Annotated in this window: 23 protein-coding genes and 1 tRNA gene; 21 read left to right on the top strand and 3 right to left on the bottom strand. The window is 35.3% G+C overall.

The annotated features are described in order from the left end of the window. The first annotated feature begins 62 nt into the window (after nucleotides 1-62). From BN2667_RS07790 to BN2667_RS07775, 4 genes are all read left to right on the top strand, one after another. Nucleotides 63-1,112, top strand: a complete 1,050-nt coding sequence (locus tag BN2667_RS07790; protein ID WP_054252762.1) for a DNA polymerase IV — start codon at nucleotides 63-65, stop codon at nucleotides 1,110-1,112. Nucleotides 1,113-1,125: 13 nt separating this feature from the next. Continuing rightward, nucleotides 1,126-1,884, top strand: coding sequence for a ribonuclease PH (gene rph, locus BN2667_RS07785; protein WP_054252761.1), 759 nt, complete (start codon nucleotides 1,126-1,128; stop codon nucleotides 1,882-1,884). Beyond that, a complete protein-coding gene (gene rdgB / locus BN2667_RS07780; protein WP_242848723.1) occupies nucleotides 1,853-2,461 on the top strand; it encodes an RdgB/HAM1 family non-canonical purine NTP pyrophosphatase in 609 nt (202 codons plus the stop codon). Before rph ends, rdgB begins: the two co-directional genes overlap by 32 nt. A gap of 177 nt (nucleotides 2,462-2,638) precedes the next feature. After that, nucleotides 2,639-3,895 (top strand): YkvI family membrane protein, encoded by a 1,257-nt coding sequence (locus BN2667_RS07775; protein WP_054252760.1) that lies wholly within the window; start codon nucleotides 2,639-2,641, stop codon nucleotides 3,893-3,895. Nucleotides 3,896-3,946: 51 nt separating this feature from the next. On the opposite strand, the gene BN2667_RS07770 is transcribed toward BN2667_RS07775, so the two are convergent. Beyond that, nucleotides 3,947-4,954 (bottom strand): potassium channel family protein, encoded by a 1,008-nt coding sequence (locus tag BN2667_RS07770; protein WP_054252759.1) that lies wholly within the window; start codon nucleotides 4,952-4,954, stop codon nucleotides 3,947-3,949. 175 nt (nucleotides 4,955-5,129) lie between these two features. Between BN2667_RS07770 and BN2667_RS07765 the strand changes: the two genes are divergently transcribed. The 16 genes from BN2667_RS07765 (at nucleotide 5,130) to BN2667_RS07685 (ending at nucleotide 22,247) form a co-directional block, all read left to right on the top strand. Then, nucleotides 5,130-5,540 (top strand): YkvA family protein, encoded by a 411-nt coding sequence (locus BN2667_RS07765; protein ID WP_054252758.1) that lies wholly within the window; start codon nucleotides 5,130-5,132, stop codon nucleotides 5,538-5,540. A 227-nt stretch (nucleotides 5,541-5,767) separates the two neighbouring features. Next, on the top strand, nucleotides 5,768-6,304 hold the full coding sequence (locus BN2667_RS07760; protein ID WP_054252757.1) for a hypothetical protein: 537 nt from the start codon (nucleotides 5,768-5,770) through the stop codon (nucleotides 6,302-6,304). Between the two features lie 222 nt (nucleotides 6,305-6,526). Next, entirely contained in the window at nucleotides 6,527-6,943 is a 417-nt protein-coding gene (locus tag BN2667_RS07755; protein ID WP_082380233.1) for a YkvA family protein, read from the top strand. Between the two features lie 218 nt (nucleotides 6,944-7,161). After that, a complete protein-coding gene (locus tag BN2667_RS07750) occupies nucleotides 7,162-9,102 on the top strand; it encodes a site-specific DNA-methyltransferase (RefSeq protein WP_054252755.1) in 1,941 nt (646 codons plus the stop codon). Between the two features lie 102 nt (nucleotides 9,103-9,204). Further along, nucleotides 9,205-11,067 (top strand): site-specific DNA-methyltransferase, encoded by a 1,863-nt coding sequence (locus BN2667_RS07745; RefSeq protein ID WP_202903568.1) that lies wholly within the window; start codon nucleotides 9,205-9,207, stop codon nucleotides 11,065-11,067. Nucleotide 11,068: 1 nt separating this feature from the next. Continuing rightward, the gene (locus BN2667_RS07740) at nucleotides 11,069-14,179 is read left to right on the top strand and encodes a type III restriction-modification system endonuclease (protein WP_054252754.1); all 3,111 of its coding nucleotides are present in this window, start codon (nucleotides 11,069-11,071) and stop codon (nucleotides 14,177-14,179) included. A 169-nt stretch (nucleotides 14,180-14,348) separates the two neighbouring features. Next, nucleotides 14,349-15,359 (top strand): YeiH family protein, encoded by a 1,011-nt coding sequence (locus BN2667_RS07735; protein ID WP_082380232.1) that lies wholly within the window; start codon nucleotides 14,349-14,351, stop codon nucleotides 15,357-15,359. Nucleotides 15,360-15,818: 459 nt separating this feature from the next. After that, on the top strand, nucleotides 15,819-16,997 hold the full coding sequence (locus tag BN2667_RS07725; protein WP_054252752.1) for a TlpA family protein disulfide reductase: 1,179 nt from the start codon (nucleotides 15,819-15,821) through the stop codon (nucleotides 16,995-16,997). 11 nt (nucleotides 16,998-17,008) lie between these two features. Next, the gene (locus BN2667_RS09470) at nucleotides 17,009-17,161 is read left to right on the top strand and encodes a CD1871A family CXXC motif-containing protein (protein WP_054252751.1); all 153 of its coding nucleotides are present in this window, start codon (nucleotides 17,009-17,011) and stop codon (nucleotides 17,159-17,161) included. A gap of 40 nt (nucleotides 17,162-17,201) precedes the next feature. Next, the gene (locus BN2667_RS07715; RefSeq protein WP_461786645.1) at nucleotides 17,202-18,026 is read left to right on the top strand and encodes a 4Fe-4S binding protein; all 825 of its coding nucleotides are present in this window, start codon (nucleotides 17,202-17,204) and stop codon (nucleotides 18,024-18,026) included. A 356-nt stretch (nucleotides 18,027-18,382) separates the two neighbouring features. Beyond that, nucleotides 18,383-19,036 carry a response regulator transcription factor gene (locus BN2667_RS07710; RefSeq protein WP_054252749.1) on the top strand — a complete coding sequence of 218 codons (654 nt, stop codon included), beginning with the start codon at nucleotides 18,383-18,385 and terminating at the stop codon, nucleotides 19,034-19,036. Then, nucleotides 19,033-20,352: a sensor histidine kinase gene (locus BN2667_RS07705; protein ID WP_054252748.1), complete on the top strand. Its 1,320-nt coding sequence runs from the start codon at nucleotides 19,033-19,035 to the stop codon at nucleotides 20,350-20,352. Before BN2667_RS07710 ends, BN2667_RS07705 begins: the two co-directional genes overlap by 4 nt. A gap of 77 nt (nucleotides 20,353-20,429) precedes the next feature. Further along, nucleotides 20,430-20,987: a hypothetical protein gene (locus BN2667_RS07700; RefSeq protein ID WP_054252747.1), complete on the top strand. Its 558-nt coding sequence runs from the start codon at nucleotides 20,430-20,432 to the stop codon at nucleotides 20,985-20,987. Nucleotides 20,988-21,065: 78 nt separating this feature from the next. Then, nucleotides 21,066-21,141 (top strand) — tRNA-Ala (locus BN2667_RS07695). A 165-nt stretch (nucleotides 21,142-21,306) separates the two neighbouring features. Beyond that, nucleotides 21,307-21,789, top strand: coding sequence for an IS200/IS605 family transposase (tnpA, locus tag BN2667_RS07690; RefSeq protein WP_054252746.1), 483 nt, complete (start codon nucleotides 21,307-21,309; stop codon nucleotides 21,787-21,789). 254 nt (nucleotides 21,790-22,043) lie between these two features. Beyond that, a complete protein-coding gene (locus BN2667_RS07685) occupies nucleotides 22,044-22,247 on the top strand; it encodes a hypothetical protein (RefSeq protein WP_054252745.1) in 204 nt (67 codons plus the stop codon). A gap of 60 nt (nucleotides 22,248-22,307) precedes the next feature. Here the strand turns inward: BN2667_RS07685 and BN2667_RS07680 are convergent, their stop codons facing one another. After that, nucleotides 22,308-23,495, bottom strand: a complete 1,188-nt coding sequence (locus BN2667_RS07680) for a cation:proton antiporter (RefSeq protein ID WP_054252744.1) — start codon at nucleotides 23,493-23,495, stop codon at nucleotides 22,308-22,310. Between the two features lie 22 nt (nucleotides 23,496-23,517). Further along, the gene (locus BN2667_RS07675) at nucleotides 23,518-23,853 is read right to left on the bottom strand and encodes a hypothetical protein (RefSeq protein WP_054252743.1); all 336 of its coding nucleotides are present in this window, start codon (nucleotides 23,851-23,853) and stop codon (nucleotides 23,518-23,520) included. Between the two features lie 139 nt (nucleotides 23,854-23,992). On the opposite strand from BN2667_RS07675, the gene BN2667_RS07670 reads away from it, so the two are divergent. Next, entirely contained in the window at nucleotides 23,993-24,697 is a 705-nt protein-coding gene (locus BN2667_RS07670; RefSeq protein WP_054252742.1) for a DUF5714 domain-containing protein, read from the top strand. Nucleotides 24,698-24,699: the final 2 nt, after the last annotated feature.

The following is a 24,699-nucleotide window of genomic DNA, read 5'->3' as shown; positions in this document are numbered from 1 at the left end:
GTCTAGAGACCAGCTGTCCCTAGGCTCTTTTTGTGTTATAATTTATTTAAAAGAGGTGACCTATGGACATAGAAAAATTAAATATAATTCACATGGACATGGACGCCTTTTATGCATCAGTAGAAGAAAGAGATAATCCAAAACTAAAAGGCAAGCCCATGGTTGTAGGAGGTAGGTCTAACCGTGGCATAGTAACAACAGCCAACTACCAGGCGAGAAAGTACGGCATCCACTCGGCCATGCCCCTATTTATGGCTAGACAACTTTGCAAGGATTTAATTGTAGTTCCAGTTAGGCACGACCACTACACTCAAGTTTCAAGGCAAGTCTTTGATATAGTCCACGAACTTACAGATATGGTAGAAAAACTTTCAATTGACGAGGCCTTTATAGATGTGAAAGACTTAGATATAAATTCCCTAGAAGCCTGCCAGTACATTAGAAAAAAAGTTCAAGAAGAACTTGGCCTTACAATGTCCTTTGGAATTTCCTACAACAAGTTTCTAGCAAAAATTGCATCAGACTATGAGAAGCCGTCTGGACTTACAATAATTTCAGAAGATATGATGCCAGAATTTTTATATCCCTTTCCCCTGTCAAAAGTCTACGGCATTGGCCCTAAGTCCCAAGAGAGATTTAAAAGTTTTGGTGTCACAACAGTTAAGGACCTAATGGCCTTAGACGAAGACTTCCTAGTAAAAATTTTAGGCAAAGCAGGAAGAGATGTTTACGCAAGAATTCGAGGCATTGATCCCAGACCAGTTGAGCCTTATTCAAAACGCAAGTCCCTAGGAACAGAGAGGACCTTTGAACCAACTAGAAACGAAAAACTTTTAGTAGACATGCTAGAAAAATTTGCAGAAGAAGTAAGTGAAGACCTAAAAGAAAAACGAATCCAGGGAAAGACAATAATTGTAAAGTTAAAGTACGATGACTTTTCAGTTCACACCAGGTCCAAGACCATGGACCTTTATACCAACGACAAGGAAAAAATTTTCGACCAGGGGCTAGAATTATTTAAAGAATTAAAACTAGACAGGCAAGTTCGCCTGCTAGGCCTAACAGTTGGAAATTTATTAGATGACCATATAGTCCAAATGACTTTTTTATAAAGAGAGGTAAAAAATGAGAGCAGACAACAGAGAAAACCAAGACCTAAGAGGCATAGTATTAACAACTAACTACACAGAAAATCCAGACGGATCAGTCCTAATAGAAATGGGCAGGACCAAGGTTATTTGTACAGCCATGATAGAAGACAAGGTGCCCCTTTGGCTAAGAAATAAGGGCCAAGGCTGGCTGACAGCAGAATACGCCATGCTTCCAGGCTCAACAAACACCAGAAAACAAAGAGACTCAACTAGGCCAAAAGCAGATGGCAGAAGTATAGAAATCCAAAGACTAATTGGCAGGTCTCTAAGAACTTGCATCGACTTAGAATTAATAGGCGAAAGGACAATTTGGATAGATGTTGACGTCATCCAAGCAGATGGAGGAACCAGGTGTGCAGCAATAAACGGAGCCTTTGTTGCCCTATACTTGGCAATGAAAAAACTTTATGAACAAGGTCTTATAGAAAAATTTCCAATAAAAAATTTCCTAGGAGCAGTATCAGTAGGAAAAGTCCATGGAGATATTCTCTTAGACCTAAACTACCAAGAAGACTCCCAGGCCCAAGTTGATATGAACGTAGTAATGAACGACCAAGGAAAATATTGTGAAGTCCAAAGCTCAGGAGAAAATGGAACCTTTGATAAAGACGAATTTAAAGCCATGCTAGACCTGGCAACAGAAGGAATTAACGATATCTTTGTAGACCAAAAATTGGCCTTAGAAAATTATTTGGAGGACTATGGAAATGAAAAAAATCCTACTAGCAACTAACAACAACCACAAAGTAGAAGAAATTCAGGCGATCTTAAAAGACCTAGGCTATGAAGTCCTAGCCAGGGACCAAGTCTATGACGGAAACTTCGACGTAGACGAAAACGCAGACACCCTAGCAGGCAATGCCCTGTTAAAGGCCCAGGCCCTAAGAAATTTAGTTTCAGAATCCTATATGGTCCTAGCAGACGACACAGGACTTTTTGTAGACGCTTTAGACGGAGCACCAGGAGTTCACTCAGCTCGTTATGCAGGAGATGCCCACGACGATGAAGCCAACAAGAAAAAACTTTTAAAAGAACTTGAAGATGTCTCAGAAGAAAAAAGGACAGCCAGATTTAAAACAGTAATGGCCCTAGTCCAAGCTGGCAAGGACCCAGTTTTTATAGAAGGAATCTTAGAAGGAAAAATCGCAGAAGAAGAAAGAGGATCATCAGGCTTCGGCTACGACCCACTTTTTATCCCAGATGGCTACAGTCTCAGCCTAGGCCAAATGAACCCAGAAGAAAAAAACAGAATCAGCCACAGGCATAACGCTTTAATAAAACTGGCTGAGTATTTAAAAGAGCTGGAATAAAAAATAAAATTAGAATTTATATAAAACCTCTAGGAAACTCTTAGAGGTTTTTTCATTAATAATTCTTTTATTTCCAAAATAAGCCAAAGGCAAATTTGCAAAAACTTTTTTTATTGAGTATAATGGTGACTTTGTAATACGAACGATAAGTTAATGAAAATAACAAGAGGAGTTTTAATGAATAAAAAGAAAATAAGTGTAATCCTAGCCTATGTTGGGGTCCTAACTGGAGCAGGTCTTGCCAGTGGCCAAGAATCTATCCAGTACTTTGCACCCTTTGGCCTAAGTGGCCTCATTGGCCTAGGAGTAGCTGGACTTTTGCATATTTTTGTTGGCGGCATAATTTTACAAATGGGCAGCCACTTTATTGCAGAAAGTCACATTGACGTTTTAGAAGAAGTTTCGAAAAAATATTTGACCAAGTTTATGGATTTTGCCCTAATCTTAAATTGTTTTTTAATGGGCTTTGTAATGATAGCAGGATCAGGATCGATTTTGAACCAGCAATTTGGTCTAGCAAAATGGATGGGGTCTTTGCTTTGTACAATTTTAATAATAGTAGTGGGAATGTTAGACTTTGACAAGGTGACAGGTATAATCGGATCTTTTACGCCACTGGTATTAATATTTACAATAATTGGCTCTATCTTTATTTTAACTGGACCAAGACCAGACTTTCAGGCCTTAGACACCCTAGGAAAAACTCTGCCACCAGCACTTCCAAATGTTTTTGTATCAACAATAAACTATTTTGGTATGTGTATGATGTCTTGTATATCCATGGCCTTTGTCCTTGGTGGAACTAACACCGACTCAAAAGAAGCTAGATTTATTGGAAGGACAGGCGGATTCTTAGTTGCCCTTTTAACTGGCTTAATTGGGCTGACAACTTTTATCGCCCTTGGCCAAGTAAAAGACTCAGACATTCCTATGCAAATAATTTTAAAGTCAATACACCCAACACTTGGACTGTTAATGTCTATAATAATTTTTGCCATGATCTTTAATACTGCCATATCCCTTTTCTATTCGGCAGCAAAAAGACTAGCCCCAAATGAAAAGAGATTTAAAATAAACCTGGTTGCTTTTACTCTTTTAGGTTTTGGACTTTCGTTTTTTGGTTTTAAAAAGTTAATGGCTATTCTCTATCCAATCCTTGGCTATATAGGATCGATTTTAGTTGTAGTCTTAGTAGTCGCCTGGATAAAAGAAAAAGAAGAAATAAAAAGAGAACACAAAAAAAGAGAAAAAATGGCCGACCTAACTAGGAAAAAATTAGATGATGATAAGGACTTTAATAAAAAAGACCAAAGAAAGCTAGAAAAACTAGCTGAGTCATCAATAATTGAAGACGAAAAAATTATAGAAGAAATAGAAGAAAAAGTAGAAGAAGAATTTGCAGACCAAGAAGAAAATCTTGAAGAAGAAAATTAATAAAAAACTGTTGGAAGAAAAACCAACAGTTTTTTTGTATTGAGAAAAATTTTAAAGACTTTCATCGCCTAGGTCTCTAAGTTTTTGGACTTGGTCCTCTCTGCCTAAGACAATTAAAACATCGCCAAGTTTAAAATCATAGCTGGCAGGAGGATTAAAAAGCATCTCCCCACTTGCGTGATCTTTAATAGCAAGGACAATAAGGCCAGTCTTATTTGGGATCTGCGCCTGGGCCAGGGTCTTGTTTTCTAAATAAGAATCCTTTTTCACCACAACCTCTTCTAGGTCCAACTCAACATCGCCAACCCTAGTAACAACATCTAAAAAAGAAATAATATTAGGTTTGATCATAAGAGATGCCATTCTCTTGCCAGAAATTTCTATGGCAGACAGAGTTTTGTTTGCGCCAACCTTCATAAGCTTGTCAGAACCAGACTTGCTTGTAGCATTTGCAATAATATAAATGTCCTTGTTTAAGTTTCTGGCAGTTAACACAGTAACAATGTTGTCCACTTCAGACTCTAAGGCGGAGATCAGTCCCTTGGCCTTTAAAATTCCAGCCTGGTCTAAGATCTCTTCCTCAGTAGAATGACCTTCAATAACTAAAATATTTTCGTGGCTATAATCCTCAAGGTCCCTTTCCCTGTCAGTAATAACCACAAAGTCTAGATTTTCGTGAGCAAACTTAGCAACAATAACATCAGCCAGCTCGCCAGAGCCGCAAATAATATAATGGTCCTTCAAAGCAGAAATTTTCTTATTCATCTTCTTTCCCTTCCATAAATCTCCCAGCCTGCCTTCAACAAACATGGCAACAATAGTAGTAAAGGCATAACCAACAATGCCAACACCTAAAAAAATCATGATAACTGAAAAAATTTCAGACAGATGACTAGTAGTTCCCACCTCGCCAAAGCCAACAGTGGAAATAGTAATCACAGTCATATACAAGGCATCAATAAAACTAACATTTAAAATAAACTTGTAGCCAACAATCCCCAAAGCAAGCAGGAGAATAAAGGCAATTAAAATAAGTTTTAGCTTTCTCTTTTCTTCCATAAAAAACTCCTTAGCAGTCCTTAATAATTATATTATAATATACTTATCTAACTAGGACCAGAGAGAAGACGAGAAGAGAAGTGTTTTTCTTTTGAAAAAACAGGTATATAGTATAATAATCTTATTAAAAAGCTAAATAGAAAAAATAAATTCAAAAAAAGGAAGCGATATAAAGATGAAAATAAGATTAGAAAGACGAGCAGAGAGAGAAATCGACAAGGGACGCAAAAAAGCGGAAATACTACTAGCAAACGGAGACAAACTAGAAAAATTTCTCCAAGACCTAGAGCGAAAACTAAAGAAAATCCCAGGCCTAGGCACGACCTTTGCCATGGTACCAACAATGATCTCCCTAGTAAGGTCCTTTGCAAGAAGAGAATACAAAGAAATCCCCAAGGGCACAATTCTAGGAATAATAAGCGTCCTTGCCTATATCCTCCTACCAGTAGACTTCTTGTTTGACCTAATCCCTGGTCTAGGCTACGCCGACGACGCCTTTGTCCTTTTGACTTTCTTAAGAAAAGGCGCAGAAGAAGATATAGTAAAATATCAAAAATGGAGATTTAAAAATAATAAATTTGTGTAAGGACAAAGGAAGAGACTTAAGATTAAGAGCTGAAAGGCTCTTTTTTGTTAGGAAAAGAAAATTAAATGTTTTTGCGATAATTTTCTTAAAAAAATCATAGATTAAATAAGGCAGTAGTAAATTATATAAAGAATTATGCTATAATAGGATCAATAAAAACAGAATATCCAATACATAGAAATTTCCTTTTAAGGAAAGAAAATAATTTAAATAACAAGGAGACTAAAATGGATTCTGCAGAAACAATTGTATTTGAAGAAAATGGTGACACTAGAATAATTAGAGATGACGAAACAATATTGATGACGCCAGATGGAAGGGTATATCTTGAATTCGACGATGGAGACTTTATCGAATTAGAAAGGGAAAAAATATACACCAGAGAAGAATTATACTATCCAGATGGAAGAATAAAGAACAACGAAAAAGCCTACTACGATATTAAAAAGGCTATGAATAGAAGACTAGAAGTTTCAGCTACAGAAGGAGATTTTTTAATAGCTTATAGAACGACTTATGCTCCTGCTAGTGAAAGATCTATTTTTGATAGTATTCCAGTAGACGATGACGACGATGATTTTGACACTTACTATTATGAAGAAGAGGAAAATAGACGTCGTGAAGAGGAAGAGGAAGAAGAAAGAAGAAGAGAACAAGAAGCAGAAGATATATACTGGGAAGAACAAGAAAGAAAAGAAAAAGAAGAAAGAGAAAGAGAAGAATTAGACTTGCTTCTTCTCATGTGTGAAGAAAACGACTGGTAAAAATGTACAAACCTAGACTGAGCGTATAGCTTAGCCTAGGTTTTTTTGTTTTGTCAAATAGTGTTGATTAAAAAAATAGTTTAGATAGAAATGCCTGGACTATTTTTGTTTGGATCAAAGGAGCTTAAAATAAGTTGAAGACTTAGTTTTTTGAAAGGGGGTGTGGTATAATAATCTTAATAAAAATATACATATAAATAAATAAAAAATAGGAGAATAATCATGACAGACCAAGTATTAACAGAAAAACAAGCAAAAAAAGAATATGAGAAAGGCTTAAAGAAAGCAGAAATACTACTAGCAGATCCAGATAAGCTAGAAAAATTCCTACAAAAGTTAGAAAGAAAACTAAATAAAATTCCAGTCATGGGAGAAACCTTTTCTATGGTGCCAACAATGATCTCTCTAGTTAGGTCTTATGTAAAAAAAGAATACACAGAAGTGCCCCTAGGAACTATTGTCGGCATAATAAGTGCCCTAATCTATATCCTTTCCCCAATAGACCTAATTCCAGATGGCATCCCAGTAGCTGGATTTACAGATGATGTTGCAGTCTTATTAATCTGCCTAAAAGCCGGAGCAGAAGACGATATAATAGAATATCAAAAATGGAGACTTGCCAACAATAAACTTATATAGAAAAATAAAACAAATTAAGAAGAGCTGAGAGGCTCTTTTTTTATTTGGGAAGATTTAAATCAGGCTATTTTTAGTCAATTTAAAAATCATATGGTATAATTATAAGGATAATCTTATAAACAAATATAAAATTATATGAGATGAGATAGAAATATTAAAGTATACCTATTGCTTATTTAAAGAGCTAAAACATAATTAAAAGGAGCTGGAGAAATATAATGGATAAACTAAAAATGTTATCAAAAAATACTTCGGATGAGAATTTTAAAATTATCTCAAATCTTTTTCCAGGTTTAATTACTGAGAAAGTAACAGGATACGAAGATGATGGTACTCCTATTATTGAGAAAGTAATAGACGTTGATTTACTAAATAAAGAAATTTCAGAAAGAATTGTTTCAAATAATGAACAAAGATTTCAATTCACTTGGCCTGAGAAGATAAAAAATATCGTTGAAACAAATACTCCTATTTTTAAAACTCTACGCCCATCAAAAGAAGAGAGTGTTAATTTTAATAAAACAAAAAACTTATATCTTGAAGGAGATAATATTGAGGTTTTAAAGATGCTTCAAGAATCGTATTTAAATAAAATTGATGTTATTTATGTTGATCCTCCATACAATACAGGAACAGATATTCTATATATAAATGATTATTCAGACAATGAAGATGAATTTGGAGAAAAATATGAAGTTGACTCTGAAGGGAATAGACTTTATACCAATACAGATACAAATGGTAGGTTTCATACAAATTGGCTAAACATGATTTATCCAAGGATAAAATTATCAAGAAATCTTTTAAGCGATGAAGGATTTTTTTTGATCGCCATAGACCATAATGAGTTAGCAAATCTTATTCAAGTTTGTGATGAAGTTTTTGGTTTTAGAAATAGAATTGCAATTATAACTGTCGTTCACAAGCCAGAGGGTAGGAATCAAGCAAAATTTATAGGTCCTAGTAATGAATTTATGCTTGTATATGCGAAAAATGAATCTACTGCAAAACTACAGAAAGTTGTACTTGATGAAGAACAAAAAAAGGCTTTTGGATGTAAAGACAGACAAGGAGCATATAGACTAAAAAATTTTATCAGATTATCTGATGGTAAATATGCCACAAAAGAAAGTAAACCTAATTTTTGGTATCCAATTTATGTTAGCCCGGACTTAAAAGAATTAACTTTAACTAAGAAAAAGAATTATGAGGCTGTTTATCCTGTTACTGATACTGGAGTTGAGAGAACGTGGAAAACAACATCTGATACATTTCTTGATAGGTATAAAGAGGGCAATATTATTGCAAAAGAAGACAATGGTAAAATAAGAATTTTTGAAAAGCTCAGGGAAAATCAAGTCATAAGAACTCATTGGATTGAGAAAAAATACCATGGATATCATTACGGTACAAAGCTATTAGATGATCTACTAGAAACCAAAACATTTGATTTTCCTAAATCTTTGTATTTAATGAGAGATATTGTTAAGTTATTTTGTCCGAAAGAAGGAATTATTTTTGATTACTTTTCTGGATCTTCAACCACTGCTCATGCAACAATGATGGTAAATGCGGAAGATGGCGGAAATAGAAAATTTATAATGAGCCAGATTCCAGCTGAATGTGATAAAAAATCTGATGCCTATAAGGCTGGCTATGAAAATATTTGTGAAATTGGCAAAGAAAGAATAAGACGTGCAGGTCAAAAAATTCTAGAAGACAATAAGGACAAGGAAAGTATAGAAGACCTTGATATTGGATTTAGGGTTTTAAAAACTGATAGTTCTAATATGAAAGATGTTTACTATAAGCCAGAGGAAATTAGCCAAAACTTTTTAGATACTCTTGAAGACAATATAAAGGCAGATAGAAGTGGGGAAGACTTACTCTTCCAAGTTATGCTAGACTTAGGAATCTCTTTGTCTGCAAAAATAGACCTAGAAAATATTGACGGCAAGGAAGTCTATATTGTAGATGATGGCCATTTAATAGCCTGCTTTGATAAGGATATTGATGACGACTTAGTTACGAAGCTAGCTAAAAAAGAACCAGTCTTTGTAGTCTTTAGAGACTCGTCAATGAAATCAGACTCTAGTCTCAATAACTTTGACCAAATTTTCAAAAGACTAAGTCCAGAAACCACAAGAAAGGTGATTTAAGATGAAATTTAGTCTTAAGATCTAAGGCTATCAAACTCGGCTAGCAGAAATACGACTTATACAAAGATCCTAGACAATATTAAAAGGAGCTGGAAAAATATAATGGATAAACTAAAAATGACGACAAAAAACCTGGCAGAAGAAAAACTTGAACAATTTACGAATCTTTTTCCAAATGCAATAACAGAGACAATAGATGAAAATGGGAATTTAGTTAGAGCCATTGACAAAGACATTCTAGAACAAGAGTTATTCAGCACGGTAATTGAAGTAAGAGATGAAAGATACCAATTCACCTGGCCAGATAAGAAAGAGGCAGTTTTAAAAGCCAATGCTCCTATAGCAAAAACCCTAAGACCTTGTAGGGAAGAAAGCCTAAACTTCGACCAAACAGAAAACCTCTATATAGAGGGAGATAACCTTGAGGTCTTAAAGCTCCTTCAAGAAACCTACCTGGGAAAAGTTAAAATGATCTATATAGATCCACCATATAATACAGGAAAAGATTTTGTCTACAAAGACTCATTTAAAAAATCCACCAAAGATTATTTAGACCAAAGTGACCAATATGATGAAGAGGAAAATAGACTAGAACAAAATCTAGAATCAAATGGTCGCTTCCATACTGACTGGCTAAATATGATTTATCCTAGATTAAAATTAGCTAGAAACTTACTATCAGATGATGGAGTTATTTTTATTTCTATTGATGACAATGAACAGGCAAATTTAAAAAAAGTTTGTGATGAGATTTTTGGAGAAAGCAATTTTATTGCATCTTTTATTTGGCAAAAAACTTATAGCCCTAAAAATAATAATAAATATGTATCAGAAGATCATGACTTTGTTATTTGTTATTCAAAAGATAAAATTATTTTAGGAGAGTTAAACAGGTTAGATAGAGATGAAAAATCAAATATTATGTATAAGTATGATGACAATGATGGTAAGGGTAAATATAGACTTGACAATTTAACTATAGGAAAACAAAAAGGATACGATATAAGCTGGGATGGAAAAATATATAAAGAACCACCAACAAGAGGATGGGCTTTCACTGAGAAAAAAATGTATGAGTTGATAGAAGAAGGAAGAATCTACCTACCAGAAGATGAGAATAAAAGACCTGCTTACAAAAGATATTTATCAGAAGTGCCTGGAATTATATCGAAGACCATTTTACCATATGATTTAGTTGGACATACACAATCCTCAAAACAAGCTTTAGACAAATTAATAGGAATAAATATATTTGATTATCCAAAACCTGTAGAATTAATAAAATATTTTCAAATTATAGGTTCTACTCAAGAATCAATCATCCTAGACTTCTTCTCGGGATCAGCAACTACTGCACATGCAGTTATGGAGTTAAATGCAGAAGATGGAGGCAATAGAAAATTTATAATGGTCCAGCTGCCTGAAGAAACAGATGAAAAGTCTGAAGCCTACAAGGTTGGCTATAAGAACATTTGTGAAATTGGCAAAGAAAGAATAAGACGTGCAGGCCAAAAAATCCTAGAAGACAATAAGGATAAGAAAGGTATAGAAGACCTGGACATTGGCTTTAGGGTTTTAAAAACTGACAGCACCAATATGAAAGATGTTTACTATAAACCAAAAGAGATCAGCCAAAACTTTTTAGATAATTTTGAAGACAATATAAAAGAAGATAGAAGTGGAGAGGACCTACTCTTCCAAGTTTTGCTAGACCTAGGCATCTCCCTATCTGCAAAGATAGACCTAGAAAATATTGGCGGCAAGGATGTCTATATTGTAGATTATGGCTATTTAATAGCCTGTTTTGATAAGGATATTGATGACGACTTAGTTACGAAGTTAGCTAAAAAAGAACCGGCCTTTGTAGTCTTTAGAGACTCATCAATGAAATCAGACTCTAGTCTAAATAACTTTGACCAAATCTTCCAAAGACTTAGTCAAGAAACCATAAGAAAGGTGATCTAAGATGAAATTTAATTTTAAGACTCAAGACTATCAGACCAAGGCAGTAGAATCAGTAATTAAAGTTTTTAAAGGTCAGGGTAAATCATCCAAACTAAAATACCGTTTAGATCCAGGCCAAGAAATACCTAAGCACAACAGCCAAATGGAAGTCGGGATTGAGGACTCAAAATTTTATTCAGAAGATTTTATTTATACTGCTTTTAAAAATAGAGAACTTGAAATTGATAAGATCCAACTTTTAAGTAATATTAAGTCTGTACAAATTAATAACGGCATTAAGACTTCAGAAGAATTGGTAAAGGGCCAAGGGGCCTGTTCACTAGATATAGAAATGGAAACGGGAACTGGTAAGACCTATGTCTATATAAAAACTATGTTTGAGCTTAATAAAAACTATGGATGGTCTAAGTTTATAGTAATTGTCCCTTCTATAGCTATTCGTGAAGGGGTTAAAAAGTCTTTTGAAATGACTGAAGACCACTTTATGGAACTATATGGGAAGAAGATTAGGTATTTTATTTATGATAGTAAAAATTTAAATCAAATTGACGCTTATTCTTCTGATGGTGGAATAAATGTTATGATTATAAACACCCAGGCCTTTAACACTTTAAAAGAAGGAGCAAAAAATAAGGCTGCTAGAATTATTTATAGTAAACGAGATGAGTTTGGATCTAGAAAGCCTATTGATGTAATAAAGTCCAATAATCCAATTTTAATTATAGATGAACCTCAAAAAATGGGAGGGACTGCCACTCAAGAAGCTATGAAAAACTTCAATCCACTTTTCTCTCTTAATTATTCTGCTACCCATAAAAATAAGCATAATTTAGTCTATGCCCTTGATGCCGTTGATGCTTTTAATGAAAGGCTAGTTAAGAAAATTGAGGTTAAAGGTTTTGAACTTAAAAACTTTAGAGGATCAGATAGGTATTTGTATTTAGATGATATTATTTTGTCTAAAAATGAAGCTCCCAAGGCAAGAATAGAGTTTGAAATTAATTATAAGAAGTCGATAAACAGGGAAAGTAGAATTCTATCAGTTGATGACAACCTCTACGATATTTCTAAGGGTATGGACCAGTATAAGGGATATAGGGTTGCAGAAATAGAACCTCGTGAAGGTCTAGTTCGCTTTACTAATGGAGAAGAACTTAGAAAAGGGGAGGTTCGTGGAGATGTATCTGAAAAAGATATGAGGCTGGTTCAAATTAGGGAGACTATTAAGTCTCATTTTGAAAAAGAAGAAGAGTTATTTAATAAAGGCATTAAAACACTGTCTCTATTTTTTATAGATGAGGTTGCCAAGTATAGGCAGTACGATGAAGATGGTAATGAGCTTCTAGGCGAATATGGAAAAATCTTTGAAAGAGAGTATATAAATATTTTAAATGAATATATCACCTTTGACGACACGCCTTATATAAGGTATTTAAAGTCTATTGATGTGAAAGACACCCACAAGGGATATTTTTCTATTGATAAAAAAGGCCGTCTTATAGATAGTAAAGAGAAAGGCACAGATAAGACTTCAGATGACATTTCTGCTTATGACCTAATATTAAAAAACAAGGAAAGACTTCTTAGCTTTAAGGAGCCTACTAGGTTTATTTTTTCTCACTCTGCCCTTCGTGAAGGCTGGGACAATCCAAACGTCTTTCAAATTTGTACACTAAAACATGGAAATTCTGCTACTATGAAAAGACAGGAAGTTGGTCGTGGCCTCCGCCTTTGTGTTGATAAAAATGGATTTAGAATGGACGAGCAGACCCTGGGTAGAGATGGAGTTCACAAGCTAAACAAGCTAACTGTAATTGCCAGTGAGTCCTACAAGGATTTTGTAAGAGACTTACAAAGAGAGACTAAAGAAAACTTACATGATAGACCACTAAAGGCCAGCAAGGAATATTTTGTCGGCAAGACTATTTTTATTAATGGAGAAAAGCATACTATTAGCCAAATAGAGGCAAATATTTGCTACCAATATTTAGTTAAAAATGACTATGTCACCATGGATGGCGAAGACAAAATTACAGATAAGTACCATGAAGACAGTGATAATAATACTCTAGCACCACTGCCAGATACTATTAAAGAATATGGAGATGAAATCCATCGCCTAATTCGAGCTGTATTTAGCGATAAGGTTTTAGAAGATATGCAGGACGATGGGCACCAAATAAAAATTCTTGAGAATAAGACTAATGATAACTTTAAAAAGAAAGAATTTAAATCCCTTTGGGAATCTATTAACCAGAAGTATTCTTATACTGTCTCTTTTGATAGTGACGAGTTAATTAAAAAGTCTGTAGAATCAATTAATGACAATTTGTTTGTATATAGGCTAAGATATACTACTGGAATTTCTGAACAAAAAGATAACTTCACTGTAGCAGATGCTCAAAGTGGAATGTTATTTAAGTCAGAACAAACTAAAACTTATGAATTAGATGTACATTCTACTAGCGACGTTGAGTACGACCTAATCGGTAGAATATCATCAAATACAATGTTAACTAGAAGAACTGTAGTTAAAATTTTAAAGGGCCTTAACAGTGGCAAGTTTTATATGTTTAGAGAAAATCCTGAAGAATTTATTAGTAAGGTATCTAGATTAATAAATGAGCAAAAGGCAACTACTATAGTTGAACATATTTCTTATGACAAAATAGATGAGAAATACGACAAGTCAATTTTCACTCTTGAAAAAAGCGGACCTTATAACAAGGCCTATGAGGCAAAAAAACATATTAAAGATTATGTCTTTACAGATGGAGATCCAAATAATTCTGTTGAAGGAAAATTTGCAAAAGATCTAGATGGAGCTGAAGAAGTTTGTGTCTATGCAAAACTCCCAAGAGGTTTTTATATCCCTACCCCAGTTGGAAATTATTCTCCAGACTGGGCCATAGCCTTTAACGCTGGAACTGTTAAGCATATTTTCTTCATTGCTGAAACAAAGGGAACAATGGAAAGTCTTCAACTAAGGCCAATAGAACAGGCGAAAATTTATTGTGCTAAAAAGCTTTTTAATGAAATTTCTACAGATGATGTTGTTTATCACGAAGTAGATAGCTATGAAAACTTATTAAACATAATGACAAAAATTTAAAAGCAAAAACCAAAGCTCTTTGCAATTAATCCAATTGCAAGGAGCTTTTTTACATACATAAAACTCATTCCCCCTGGCTTTTATCTCTCATATCCTATAAAATAGTAAGGCTGGCTTTTCAAAGGCTGGCCTTATGTTTTTAATTTATTTCATTTATATAGGAGGTTTTATGACTAAGTTTATAAAAGATATTTTTCCTGGGGTGTTTTTGGCTCTCTTTGTTGCCTTAGGGGCGAAGTTTTTAGAAAGGTTGCTGCCTCTGCAGTATATTGGCGAGTCAGTGCTGGCTCTGTTCTTAGGGATTTTTCTCAACAACTTTATTAAGACTGATAAGTTTTCCAAGGGGCTGAAGTTTACTTCTAAGAAGATTTTGAAGCTGGCTATTATTTTTTTAGGGGCTTCTTTAAATATTGCCATGGTCCTTCATGTTGGGAAACTTTCTCTTACTGTTATGGTCTTTACTCTGCTGACTTGTTTTGGTGGAGGGCACTTTATTGGAAAAGCCCTTGGCCTAAATTGGAGGATGTCGTCTTTAATTTCTGCTGGAACTGGAATTTGTGGCGGGTCGGCTATTGCTGCTCTTGCTCCTGTTATTGATGCTGAAGATGTTGATGTTGCCTATGCCATGTCGGCGACTTTTATTTTTGATATTGCTATGATTGTGCTTTTTCCAATAATGGGAAGGGCGCTTAATCTTTCTGATATTGCCTATGGGCTTTGGACTGGAACTGCTGTCAACGACACTTCGTCTGTTGTCGCTGCTGGCTATGCCTATTCTGAAGCTGCTGGCGACTTTGCCACTATGGTAAAGCTAACTAGGACTCTTTCTATTATCCCAACTGTTTTAGTTTTTTCTATTATTTCTCAAAAGAAAAAATCTGACAGGTCAAAGGGTCAAGGAGTAGGTGTTAAAATTTCTAGCATCTTTCCTTATTTTATTTTAGGATTTTTGGCCCTGTCCTTAATTAATTCTTTTGGTTTTATTTCTGAGTCTCTGGCCCACAACTTAAAGACTCTTTCTAAGTTTTTAATGGTAATGGCCCTAGGATCAATTGGTCTCAACACTTCTTTTAAGGACTTGCAAAAGTCTGGGATCAATCCAATGGTCCACGGCTTTGTAATTTCTCTTTTAGTTGTTGTGGTGTCGCTTTTGGTCCAAGTTTTTATGGGCTTGGTTTAAGATTATTTCCCTGGCTGGATGGCTGGGGATTTTTTAATTGCTGATAAGTGGAAAAGGGGGACAGACCACAAGGGATCATTCCCACATCTTGCTGGGCAGTCAAATTCTACCAATAAACTTTCCTGATAATTGGGACACAGCTAAAGCAATGTCCCCGGTGAATCGGATGGGGACACACCTGAAATTGGCAGTCAGATTCTACCAATCGACTCTCCCTTTGGTCGGTCTCTTGGGAATCTTTTGCATAAGACCTGCTGCAAGATCAAAGATTTTGGCTAGGGCTTTAAATGTCCCCAAAAAGCAAAGTTGAACAAAACAAAAACTTTTTTGTGAAAAAAATATGAAAAGAAATCCATTTCATATTGGTTTCATAAATCTATATTAATATAGGCTTGTAAGAAAAATTTACTTAAAAAAAAAAACAAATTTGAAAATGAAAAAATATTTAGGAGGATTACTATGAAGAAAAATTTATTAAAGAAAGCGACCCTAGTCTTAAGCTTGTCTCTACTTTTAGGGGCAGCAGGATGTCAAAAGGCTGATGAAAAACAAAGTCAAAAACCAGCACAAGCTAGCCAAGAACAAGGCCAAGTTGTTGATGCTGATGCAGCAGGAATGACCATTGACAAAAATGGTGAAGCTTCTAGCGAAACTTTTAAACCAGCTGATTATACTTTAGAAGCCAAAGACGAATATGTTTATGAATACCTAGGCCTAAAATTCAAATTAACTGACAAGATTTTAGATGCAATGAATAACAAGGACCTAGCAATGCTAGACGACCAAAGCCCTATTGACCAAGATTTAAAATATGCCCTACTTTCTTTTTCCAAACTTAGCGAAGAAGACAAGAATGCAGAAATCCCAATGATGGGCAACGGCTATGTTAACTGGCAAGAAGGTCTAGAGAGAGTGGGAACTCTAGGTATGTACGAAAAGGGAATGACAGAAGAAGAAATTTCAAAGATCACTAAATGTCAAAACCACAAAAACTTAGGACCTTCATCAGACGGTATGTACGAATACTACCTAAGTACAAATGCTGACGACAGTGGCCTTGCTGATGAATTAGCAATGACAAATGTTGAAATTATCGATAAGTTAGACAAACCAGAAAATGGTTTTGTTCTAGGAGAAAAAACTGATTTAGAAGGAACTGTTCCTTTTGGAGGAGCTGATGTTGAAGATCTTTCTAACATAGCAACTAAGGACATTGAGGGAAAGGACTTTACCAGTGCTGACTTTGGAGATTATGACCTAACTATGGTCAACGTCTTTGCAACTTGGTGCACTGCTTGTGTAAAAGAAATTCCAGACCTAGTTGAACTTAAAGACAAAATGAAGGACATGAATGTAAACCTAGTTGGAGTTGTAACTGACACAGTTGATGACAAGGGAGTTAACCAAACTGCAGTTGAACTTTCTAAACAAATTGCAGAAAAGACAAATGCCAACTACCAATTTTTAATGCCAGATGCTACAAACTTTAACGGCAGATTAAATGGCATCCAAGCCCTTCCAGAAACATTTTTCGTTGACAAAAACGGAAAAATTGTCGGCGAAACTTATTCAGGTTCTCACAACTTAGCTGACTGGACAAAAATTGTTGAAGACGAACTAGCAAAGTTAAATAAATAAGGTTAGTAATAATGAAAGAAAAATTTTTAAAGGGGCCATTTAAGGCCCTTGGCATTATTGCCCTTGCTGTAGCCATGATGGTTTATGGATATGGCAACGGCGAGGCCAAGGTTGTTTTAGAAAAGGCCATAAGAATATGCATGGAGTGTATTGGAATTGGATAAGAAGAAATTTTCTAAGGACCTGTATTTAGTAAGAGACAGGATCAGACACAGTTTTCAATTTATCTGGTTCTTGTTTACAAATTCTTTTTTTGAAGGTTTTAAAACTGGAAAGATCTACCAAGGTGATTTAAAAAAACTTTGTGTCCCAGGGATGAATTGTTATTCTTGTCCTGGTGCCAAGGGAGCTTGTCCAATTGGAGCCTTGCAGGCAGTTATTGGAAATGCCAATTACAAGTTTAGCTTTTATGTTGTAGGTTTTTTATTTTTTGTTGGAGCCTTAGTTGGCAGGTTTGTCTGTGGATTTTTATGTCCTTTTGGTTTAGTCCAAGACCTGCTTTACAAGATTCCCTTTGTTAAAAAAATTCAGACCTTTAAAGGCGACAAGTACTTAAGAAAACTAAAATACCTGATCTTACTTATTTTTGTAATAATTTTGCCTATGGTCCTAGTTGATATTTTAGGCCAAGGCTCACCATATTTTTGTAAACTTATTTGTCCAGTGGGCATGTTAGAAGGTGGGATCCCTCTTGTTTTATTAAATAAGACTATGAGATCGGCCATTGGATTTTTATATTATTGGAAGTTTGCGATTTTAATTGTGACAATTATACTTTCGATTATTATTTATAGACCATTTTGTAAATATATTTGTCCTCTAGGAGCAGTTTATTCTGTCTTTAACCCTATTTCAGTTTTTCGTTATAGGTTAGACCATGACAAGTGTATTTCCTGTGGCAGGTGTAAAAAAGTCTGCCAAATGAATATTGATCCAGTTAAGTGTTCAAACTCTTTAGAGTGTATAAGGTGCGGCAGGTGCAAAAATGCCTGCCCAACCCAAGCAATTGATTATTCTTTTAAGGGATAAGTTTTGTTGGATGAAATTTAGTGGGGACACAGTTGTGGTAAATGGGGACACACCTAAAGGAATGTCCCCAAAAAGAATCTGTTCATGAGACCTGTTGCCAAATCATAGATTTGGACTAGGGCATCAACAGGCTCAAAGGGACAGTCCTCTATACACCCTAGCTCAACTCAACGTGGGGACTGACCCTTGTGGTCTGTCCCCCTTATCCACAGCACAACCACGGAAGATATTTAAACTTAAATACACGATACTTCCTCCATATAGATAAAGACGCTGGCCCTAGCCCGGCGTTTTTTAATTTTTTAGAAAAATCTGTCAGCATAATATATAATAGAAGAAAAGACAAAGGAGGCCCTATGAAAATCCTAGTAGTTGAAGACGACCAAATAATTCGCGAGGGAATCAAAGAATTCTTAGAAGAATTTTCTTATACAGTTATATCAGCCAAAGACGGCAGGGAAGGCCTGGAAAAATTTTCTAAGGACATTAATCTGGCAATTTTAGATATACAAATGCCCTATATGAACGGCCTGGACCTGTTAAAGGAAATTAGAAAGGAAAGTCAGGTTCCAGTTTTAATGCTAACAGCCTTTAATGAAGAAGAATACAAAATCGACGCCTTTACAAACCTAGCAGATGGCTATATTGAAAAGCCATTTTCTCTGCCCCTTTTAAAAGCCAGGGTTGATTCGCTAATAAAGAAAAACTTTCCAAATCAAGAAACTTTTTCCTACCAGGACTTGGAGGTAAACTTTTCTTCATATACAGCAAAACTCGACGGCAAGGACGTCGATGTAAACGCCAAGGAGCTGGAAATTTTAAAATTCTTTTTAAAAAACGAAGGCCAAGCCCTTACAAGGTCTCAAATTATTGACGGAGTCTGGAAGGACTCAGAAGAAATTCCCTTTGATCGGGTAATTGACGTCTACATTAAAGAACTGAGAAAGAAATTAAAACTAGATTGTATTGTGACAATTAGAAATGTCGGCTATAAGTTGGAGAGAAAATGAAAAACTTAAAAATATTTCCTAAGATGTTTATCCAAATTTTTTCTGTCCTTGGGGCACTTTTAATTCTGAGCCACCTTTTGCTTTATATAATCTTCCCAAAGACCTATTTAGAAAGCAGAAAGGAAGAACTGGCAGAGAAGGCAGATTTAATTTCAGAAAATTTATCTGGCAGAGACAGGGCTAGTGTTGAAGAAGCCTTAGAACTTTTTTCAGAAACCAACGAGATCAAGGCAGTTTTAGTTGAAGAAAGTGAAAGTGGCGCAATAAAAGTCCAAGACGACATCGACATTAACCTTGAAAGCTCCGACAACTCGCTTCTCATCGAAGAAAGACAAATTGAACTGGCCCAAGGTCAGAAGTCTAGTCTGCAATTTTTGTCAGTGGCAGATATGAAAAAAGAAGGCAAGGACCTGAGCCTAAAGTTTTTGCCCTACTCACTTTCGATTTCAATAATTTTTTCCGCCTTGGTGGCCTTAATTTATGCCAGGCAGATAAAAAATAATGTTACTGAGATCAAAGACATTACAGACAAGATGATGGTCTTAGACAAGACTGCCAGGCTAAAAATTACATCAGCAGATGAAATTAGCCAGCTCAAGGAACAAATTAACGGCCTGTATTTTACCTTGCTTGAAACAATTGATGATTTGGAAGAGAAAAATGCAGAGATAATCAGACTAGAAAAAGTAAAGGCAGACTTTTTTAAGGGGGCATCTCACGAACTAAAGACTCCTCTTGCCAGCCTAAAAATTATTTTAGAAAATATGGCCTACAATATTGGCAAGTACAAGGACAGGGACCACTACATTAAGGAATCTCTAAAACTTGTAGACGCCCTGTCAGCAAACATTTCCCAAATTTTAACTGTCTCTTCCTTGGATAAATTAAAAAACGATGGCGAAGTTCTTGAGATTAAGGGTATAGTAGAAGAAGAGATAAATAAATATAAGCTTCTAGCCAGGGAAAAAGATCTGACTATCAACAATAACCTAGCAGATGAAAAAATATTTATTGGCAGGTCGGCCTTGAAGATAATAATTTCTAACCTGCTATCAAATGCAGTGAAGTATTCAAAGGCAGGCGGCAGTATAAATATTGGAGTAGACGATAAAGATTTTTATATGGCCAACAGCTTTGATGATAAGTCTTCCTTAGATATGGAAAAACTTTTTCAAGTGAAGTTTGATATTAATAAGAAAAACAGCAGCGGCCTAGGTCTTTATATTGTTGGAAGCTTATTAAACAACTATAAAATCGCCTACGATGCTCAAGTTTCTGGCGGCGAATTTATTTTTAAAATTAAATTAGATGATTGATGAAGATAACTGTCAACGGGGACACACCTAAAGGAATGTCCCCATTGGGAGAAAAATGAGATACGAAAGGAGAAAAAATGTATATACTAAGCTTGCACCAAGATGGTGACGAAACAGAAATCGGAATATTTAATTCTCTTGAAGAAGGCAGGGAATTTATTAGCAAACTTGATGCCTATAAGGCTGAAGAGGAAGATGGTTTTCTTTATGAGACCTTGGTTTTAGACAAGATTCCTACTTATGTAGAAGTGACTTATAGGGGCAACATTGTTCCCTTTAGCAGGTTTATGTTTAGGGGAGACTCTGATGTAGATATATTTTGGAGCGAAATTTTTAACCTAAGTGAAGAAGGATCTGGCATGGTTCCAAGTGCGACTCTTGTTGATGCCTATGGGGTTAACAATGAAGATGTCAAGGGCTATATAGAAAGAAGAGAAGCCAACTTCAAAAGAGCCAAGGAATTTTTAGAAAAAAAAGGTTATGAAGTTACAAGGGCCTACTTTGGTTCAGAAGACGGGGAAGCAATTTTGTACAAGGAAGCTGACTCAGATGACTGGCACTTTTTAACCCACATGGACCCAGGTTTTGCAGATGGAGATGACCTTGATATTGTTTTAGAAGAATTTGAAGAATAAATAGTGAGCAAAAGCTCCTTAGTAGATTTTATAAAGGTCTTGACAATCGCCAAGAAGTTTTATAAAATGTTTACTAATGGGGGTATGGCTCAGTTGGGAGAGCGCTTGGCTGGCAGCCAAGAGGTCAGGAGTTCGAGCCTCCTTATCTCCACCATACTTTTTGTAATTTGGCTTAACTTGCTACAACTTAGCAGTTAAGCCATTTTTGTGGGTTTACCACAATAAATACCCCCAGCTATGCTGGGGGAATAATTAGCTTTAGCTTCAAGGAAAAAAACTCCAATCATGTTAAAATAGATTTGTCTATCAATCTAATTAAATGAAAGGAGTTACCCACGTGGATAATAATAGTTTATCACATACAAAATGGAATTGTAAATATCATATAGTATTTGCACCAAAATACAGAAGACAAATAATTTATGGAAGAATAAAAACAGATATAGGAAAAATTTTAAGAGATTTGCTGACTAGAAAAGGAATAAAAATAATAGAAGCAGAGTTATGCATAGACCACGTTCATATGTTACTAGAGATACCACCAAAATATAGCGTGTCAGAAATAATGGGATACTTAAAAGGAAAAAGTAGCTTAATGATATTTGACCGCCATGCCCATTTAAAATATAAGTATGGAAATAGAAACTTTTGGTGTAGAGGTTATTATGTAGATACAGCAGGAAAGAACATGAAGAAAATTCAAGAATATATCCAAAATCAGTTAAAAGAAGATTTTACAAAAGACCAAATAAGTATAAAGGAATATATGGATCCATTTACTGGAGAAAAAACAAAAATGTAAAAAATGGAATGAGGCGCTTTAGCGCTAGTTGAGAAAGTAGTGCGATTGATAGACATTCAGTGTGCACAAGGTGCACAGCAGGTAAAAGCCCCTTATAGGGGCAGAGCAAACCACCGGCTACGCCGGTGGTTATGATTCATTTTTACCTTTGTCATAACTTATCATAATTTGGCATAACTTTTTAAACTTAAGCAGACAATAAGCAAACTATAAGCAGACAAATTATTTATAAAATTTGAAATGGAGGGATAATTTTGAAGAAGACAAGTGAAGATTATTCTGATTTAATTTTAAAAGACCTAATGAAGTCAGGTTATAGGGGCCAAGAACTTTATGAGGAATTTATAAAAATGAAAGGGAAAATTGGCTACGCTTATAATCAAATGGCCATGGAAGCCTATAAAGATTATAAAGAGGGCAGAACATATTCACTAGAGGAAGCCTTTGATGAAGAATAGAAGATGATTAAAAGAAAAACCTAGCTGAAGTTAACATCAGATAACTTAGCTAGGTTTATTTTATTTTTTTAAATTTGCTGGATCTATTTGGCCGGCTTTGGTCAAAGCGTATTTAGCAGTTAGTGGGCCGACGAGTTCGTAAATTATTGTGGCACCTAGGACTACTGTTCTAACTTGGGCACCAAAGGGATCTGGTAGGATCTTTGATGCTATTAGGGATAGACCTATGGCGACACCTGCTTGGGGAACCAAGGTTAGGCCTAAGTATTTTTGTACATTTTCTGGAAAGCCTGCCATTTTTGTTGAGAAAAAGGTTCCTAAAAGTTTTCCTATAACTCTTGCAACTACATAGAATACTCCAAGTAGGCCTACAGATGTTAGGGCACTTAGGTCTAAGTCTGCTCCAGATAAGACGAAGAAGGCTATAAAAATTGGGGGAGTTACGTTTCCAATTAAAGATTGGTACCTTCTTGGTACATGGCCGACGTTTGCTATTAAAAGTCCCATTGCCATTAGAGCCAGTAGACTGGATACATTAAAGTAAAGGGATGCTGCTGCGGCTATAAAAATCATTGCTATAGTAAAGGAAAATAATTGGTCGTCTGATTTTAATTTTTTTGAAACGAAAATAAAAATTAGACCAAAGGCCAGGCCAATAAGTAAGGCCAAAATTATTTCCCAAAGGGGTTTTAATAGCATTGAAGATAGGGCCAGGCCTGTTCCTGCTTGTAAGGCGATGGCAATTGATGACGATATACCAAAAATTATAATTCCAACTGCGTCATCTAAGGCTACTACTGGGATTAGTATATCAACTAGGTCTCCCTTGGCCTTGTATTGTTTTATTACCATTAGGGTTGCTGCTGGTGCTGTTGCACAGGCAATTGAGCCTAGAACAATTGAAAATCCAACTGACTCTTTAAAAATTAGCATTGAGCCTAGGCTGACAACTAAAAATGCGCCAAAGGCTTCGAAAAAAGTTACTAGTAAAATTTTTGTACCTATTTTTTGTATGCTCTTTATATTCATTTCAGATCCAACTGAAAAGGCTATAAAGGCCAGGGCCACTTCTGAAATTATTTCCATTGCCTTTACTTGGTCACGGGATAAGAGTCCTAAAACTGAAGGGCCAATTAAAATTCCTGCCAATAGGTAGGCAGTTACATCTGGAAATTTTAGTTTGCCAATGATTTTTGCAAGAAAAATTCCAGAAAGAATTAGGACTGCAATTGAGTACATTTCTTCCATTGTTTAAAATCCACTTCCTCTATTATTTTGTCAAACCTTCGAAGCTGGTTATGTCGAAAGTAAACATTATTCCTACATTTTCTTGGTCAAGGTCTCCTACAACTTTTCTAACGCAATTTTTTGCAACTTCTGTTCTTTCCTTGTCTAAAACTAAAATGATAGTTTTGTTATAGGGTCTGCCTTCGTTTAATAAAGATCCTAAATAAGAAAATTTAAAAGTTGAAAAGTTTTCTGCCAAATAACCTGCCATTCCTTGGCTTTCTAAAATTGTTCCGCCGTGGATCCCTGCTTCTTGTAGGGCCAAAAGCAATTCGTTATAATGGGCTTCATGATTTAATACGATAAATAGTGCTTCCATAATTTTCCTCCTTAACGATTTTATTATACTCCTAATTTTTTTTAATTACAATTTTTGAAAAAGCTAAAAATTTTATCTCTCAATTTTTATCTATCTAGTTTTTTATTAAATCTCTAGTATAATATAAGTAGGTGATAAGATGACAAGTAAAAATGGATGTTTAATATGTGGAAGTGAATTAACTTATTTAGATGAAGAAGCAGAGGTCAATTGCTATTTCTGTAATAAGACCTTTAAGACAAAGACAATTTGTGACGAGGGCCACTATGTTTGTGACTCATGTCATAGCAAGGAAGGTATAGATGCAATTATTTCTTATTGCTTAGAATCTAAGTCCAAGGACCCAATTTTTATTTTAAATGAGATAATGGAAAATCCCTTTATTTATATGCACGGACCTGAGCACCACGTCATGGTTGGAGCTGCTCTTTTAACTGCCTACGCCAATGCAGGTGGAGATATTAATTTAGAAAAAGCCTTAAAGGATATGAAAATAAGAGGCGGACAGTATCCAGGTGGGTCTTGTGGCTTTTGGGGAACTTGTGGGGCGGCAGTTTCTCTAGGAATGTTTTTAAGTATTATTACCCAGTCAACTCCTTTAAGTACTGAGTCTTGGGGTATAATTAATAGGGGAACAGTCAGGGCCCTAGACGAAATTGGAAAACTTGGTGGTCCTAGGTGCTGTAAGAGAAATTCTTTTACTGCAGCCTTGACAGGAGCGGACTATGTTTTAGAAAACTTTGGTGTGAAAATGGACATCCCAGACCAAGTTACTTGTAGGTTTTTTAGAAACAACCGCCAATGCCTAGGAAAGAGATGCCCTTACTTTCCAAATAAAAATTAAAA

The organism is Neofamilia massiliensis (genome assembly GCF_001299475.1).
In the GTDB taxonomy this organism is placed as follows: domain Bacteria; phylum Bacillota; class Clostridia; order Tissierellales; family Peptoniphilaceae; genus Neofamilia; species Neofamilia massiliensis.
Note: the sequence above shows the minus strand (reverse complement) of the source record. Positions and strands in the feature narration are given on the sequence as shown.

Bases quoted from the DNA above. Each gene is read 5' to 3' on its own strand.
- BN2667_RS07790 (WP_054252762.1), top strand. From the start codon at position 63: ATGGACATAGAAAAATTAAATATAATTCACATGGACATGGACGCCTTT.
- rph (WP_054252761.1), top strand. From the start codon at position 1,126: ATGAGAGCAGACAACAGAGAAAACCAAGACCTAAGAGGCATAGTATTA.
- rdgB (WP_242848723.1), top strand. From the start codon at position 1,853: ATGGAAATGAAAAAAATCCTACTAGCAACTAACAACAACCACAAAGTA.
- BN2667_RS07775 (WP_054252760.1), top strand. From the start codon at position 2,639: ATGAATAAAAAGAAAATAAGTGTAATCCTAGCCTATGTTGGGGTCCTA.
- BN2667_RS07770 (WP_054252759.1), bottom strand. From the start codon at position 4,954: ATGGAAGAAAAGAGAAAGCTAAAACTTATTTTAATTGCCTTTATTCTC.
- BN2667_RS07765 (WP_054252758.1), top strand. From the start codon at position 5,130: ATGAAAATAAGATTAGAAAGACGAGCAGAGAGAGAAATCGACAAGGGA.
- BN2667_RS07760 (WP_054252757.1), top strand. From the start codon at position 5,768: ATGGATTCTGCAGAAACAATTGTATTTGAAGAAAATGGTGACACTAGA.
- BN2667_RS07755 (WP_082380233.1), top strand. From the start codon at position 6,527: ATGACAGACCAAGTATTAACAGAAAAACAAGCAAAAAAAGAATATGAG.
- BN2667_RS07750 (WP_054252755.1), top strand. From the start codon at position 7,162: ATGGATAAACTAAAAATGTTATCAAAAAATACTTCGGATGAGAATTTT.
- BN2667_RS07745 (WP_202903568.1), top strand. From the start codon at position 9,205: ATGGATAAACTAAAAATGACGACAAAAAACCTGGCAGAAGAAAAACTT.
- BN2667_RS07740 (WP_054252754.1), top strand. From the start codon at position 11,069: ATGAAATTTAATTTTAAGACTCAAGACTATCAGACCAAGGCAGTAGAA.
- BN2667_RS07735 (WP_082380232.1), top strand. From the start codon at position 14,349: ATGACTAAGTTTATAAAAGATATTTTTCCTGGGGTGTTTTTGGCTCTC.
- BN2667_RS07725 (WP_054252752.1), top strand. From the start codon at position 15,819: ATGAAGAAAAATTTATTAAAGAAAGCGACCCTAGTCTTAAGCTTGTCT.
- BN2667_RS09470 (WP_054252751.1), top strand. From the start codon at position 17,009: ATGAAAGAAAAATTTTTAAAGGGGCCATTTAAGGCCCTTGGCATTATT.
- BN2667_RS07710 (WP_054252749.1), top strand. From the start codon at position 18,383: ATGAAAATCCTAGTAGTTGAAGACGACCAAATAATTCGCGAGGGAATC.
- BN2667_RS07705 (WP_054252748.1), top strand. From the start codon at position 19,033: ATGAAAAACTTAAAAATATTTCCTAAGATGTTTATCCAAATTTTTTCT.
- BN2667_RS07700 (WP_054252747.1), top strand. From the start codon at position 20,430: ATGTATATACTAAGCTTGCACCAAGATGGTGACGAAACAGAAATCGGA.
- tnpA (WP_054252746.1), top strand. From the start codon at position 21,307: ATGAAAGGAGTTACCCACGTGGATAATAATAGTTTATCACATACAAAA.
- BN2667_RS07680 (WP_054252744.1), bottom strand. From the start codon at position 23,495: ATGGAAGAAATGTACTCAATTGCAGTCCTAATTCTTTCTGGAATTTTT.
- BN2667_RS07675 (WP_054252743.1), bottom strand. From the start codon at position 23,853: ATGGAAGCACTATTTATCGTATTAAATCATGAAGCCCATTATAACGAA.
- BN2667_RS07670 (WP_054252742.1), top strand. From the start codon at position 23,993: ATGACAAGTAAAAATGGATGTTTAATATGTGGAAGTGAATTAACTTAT.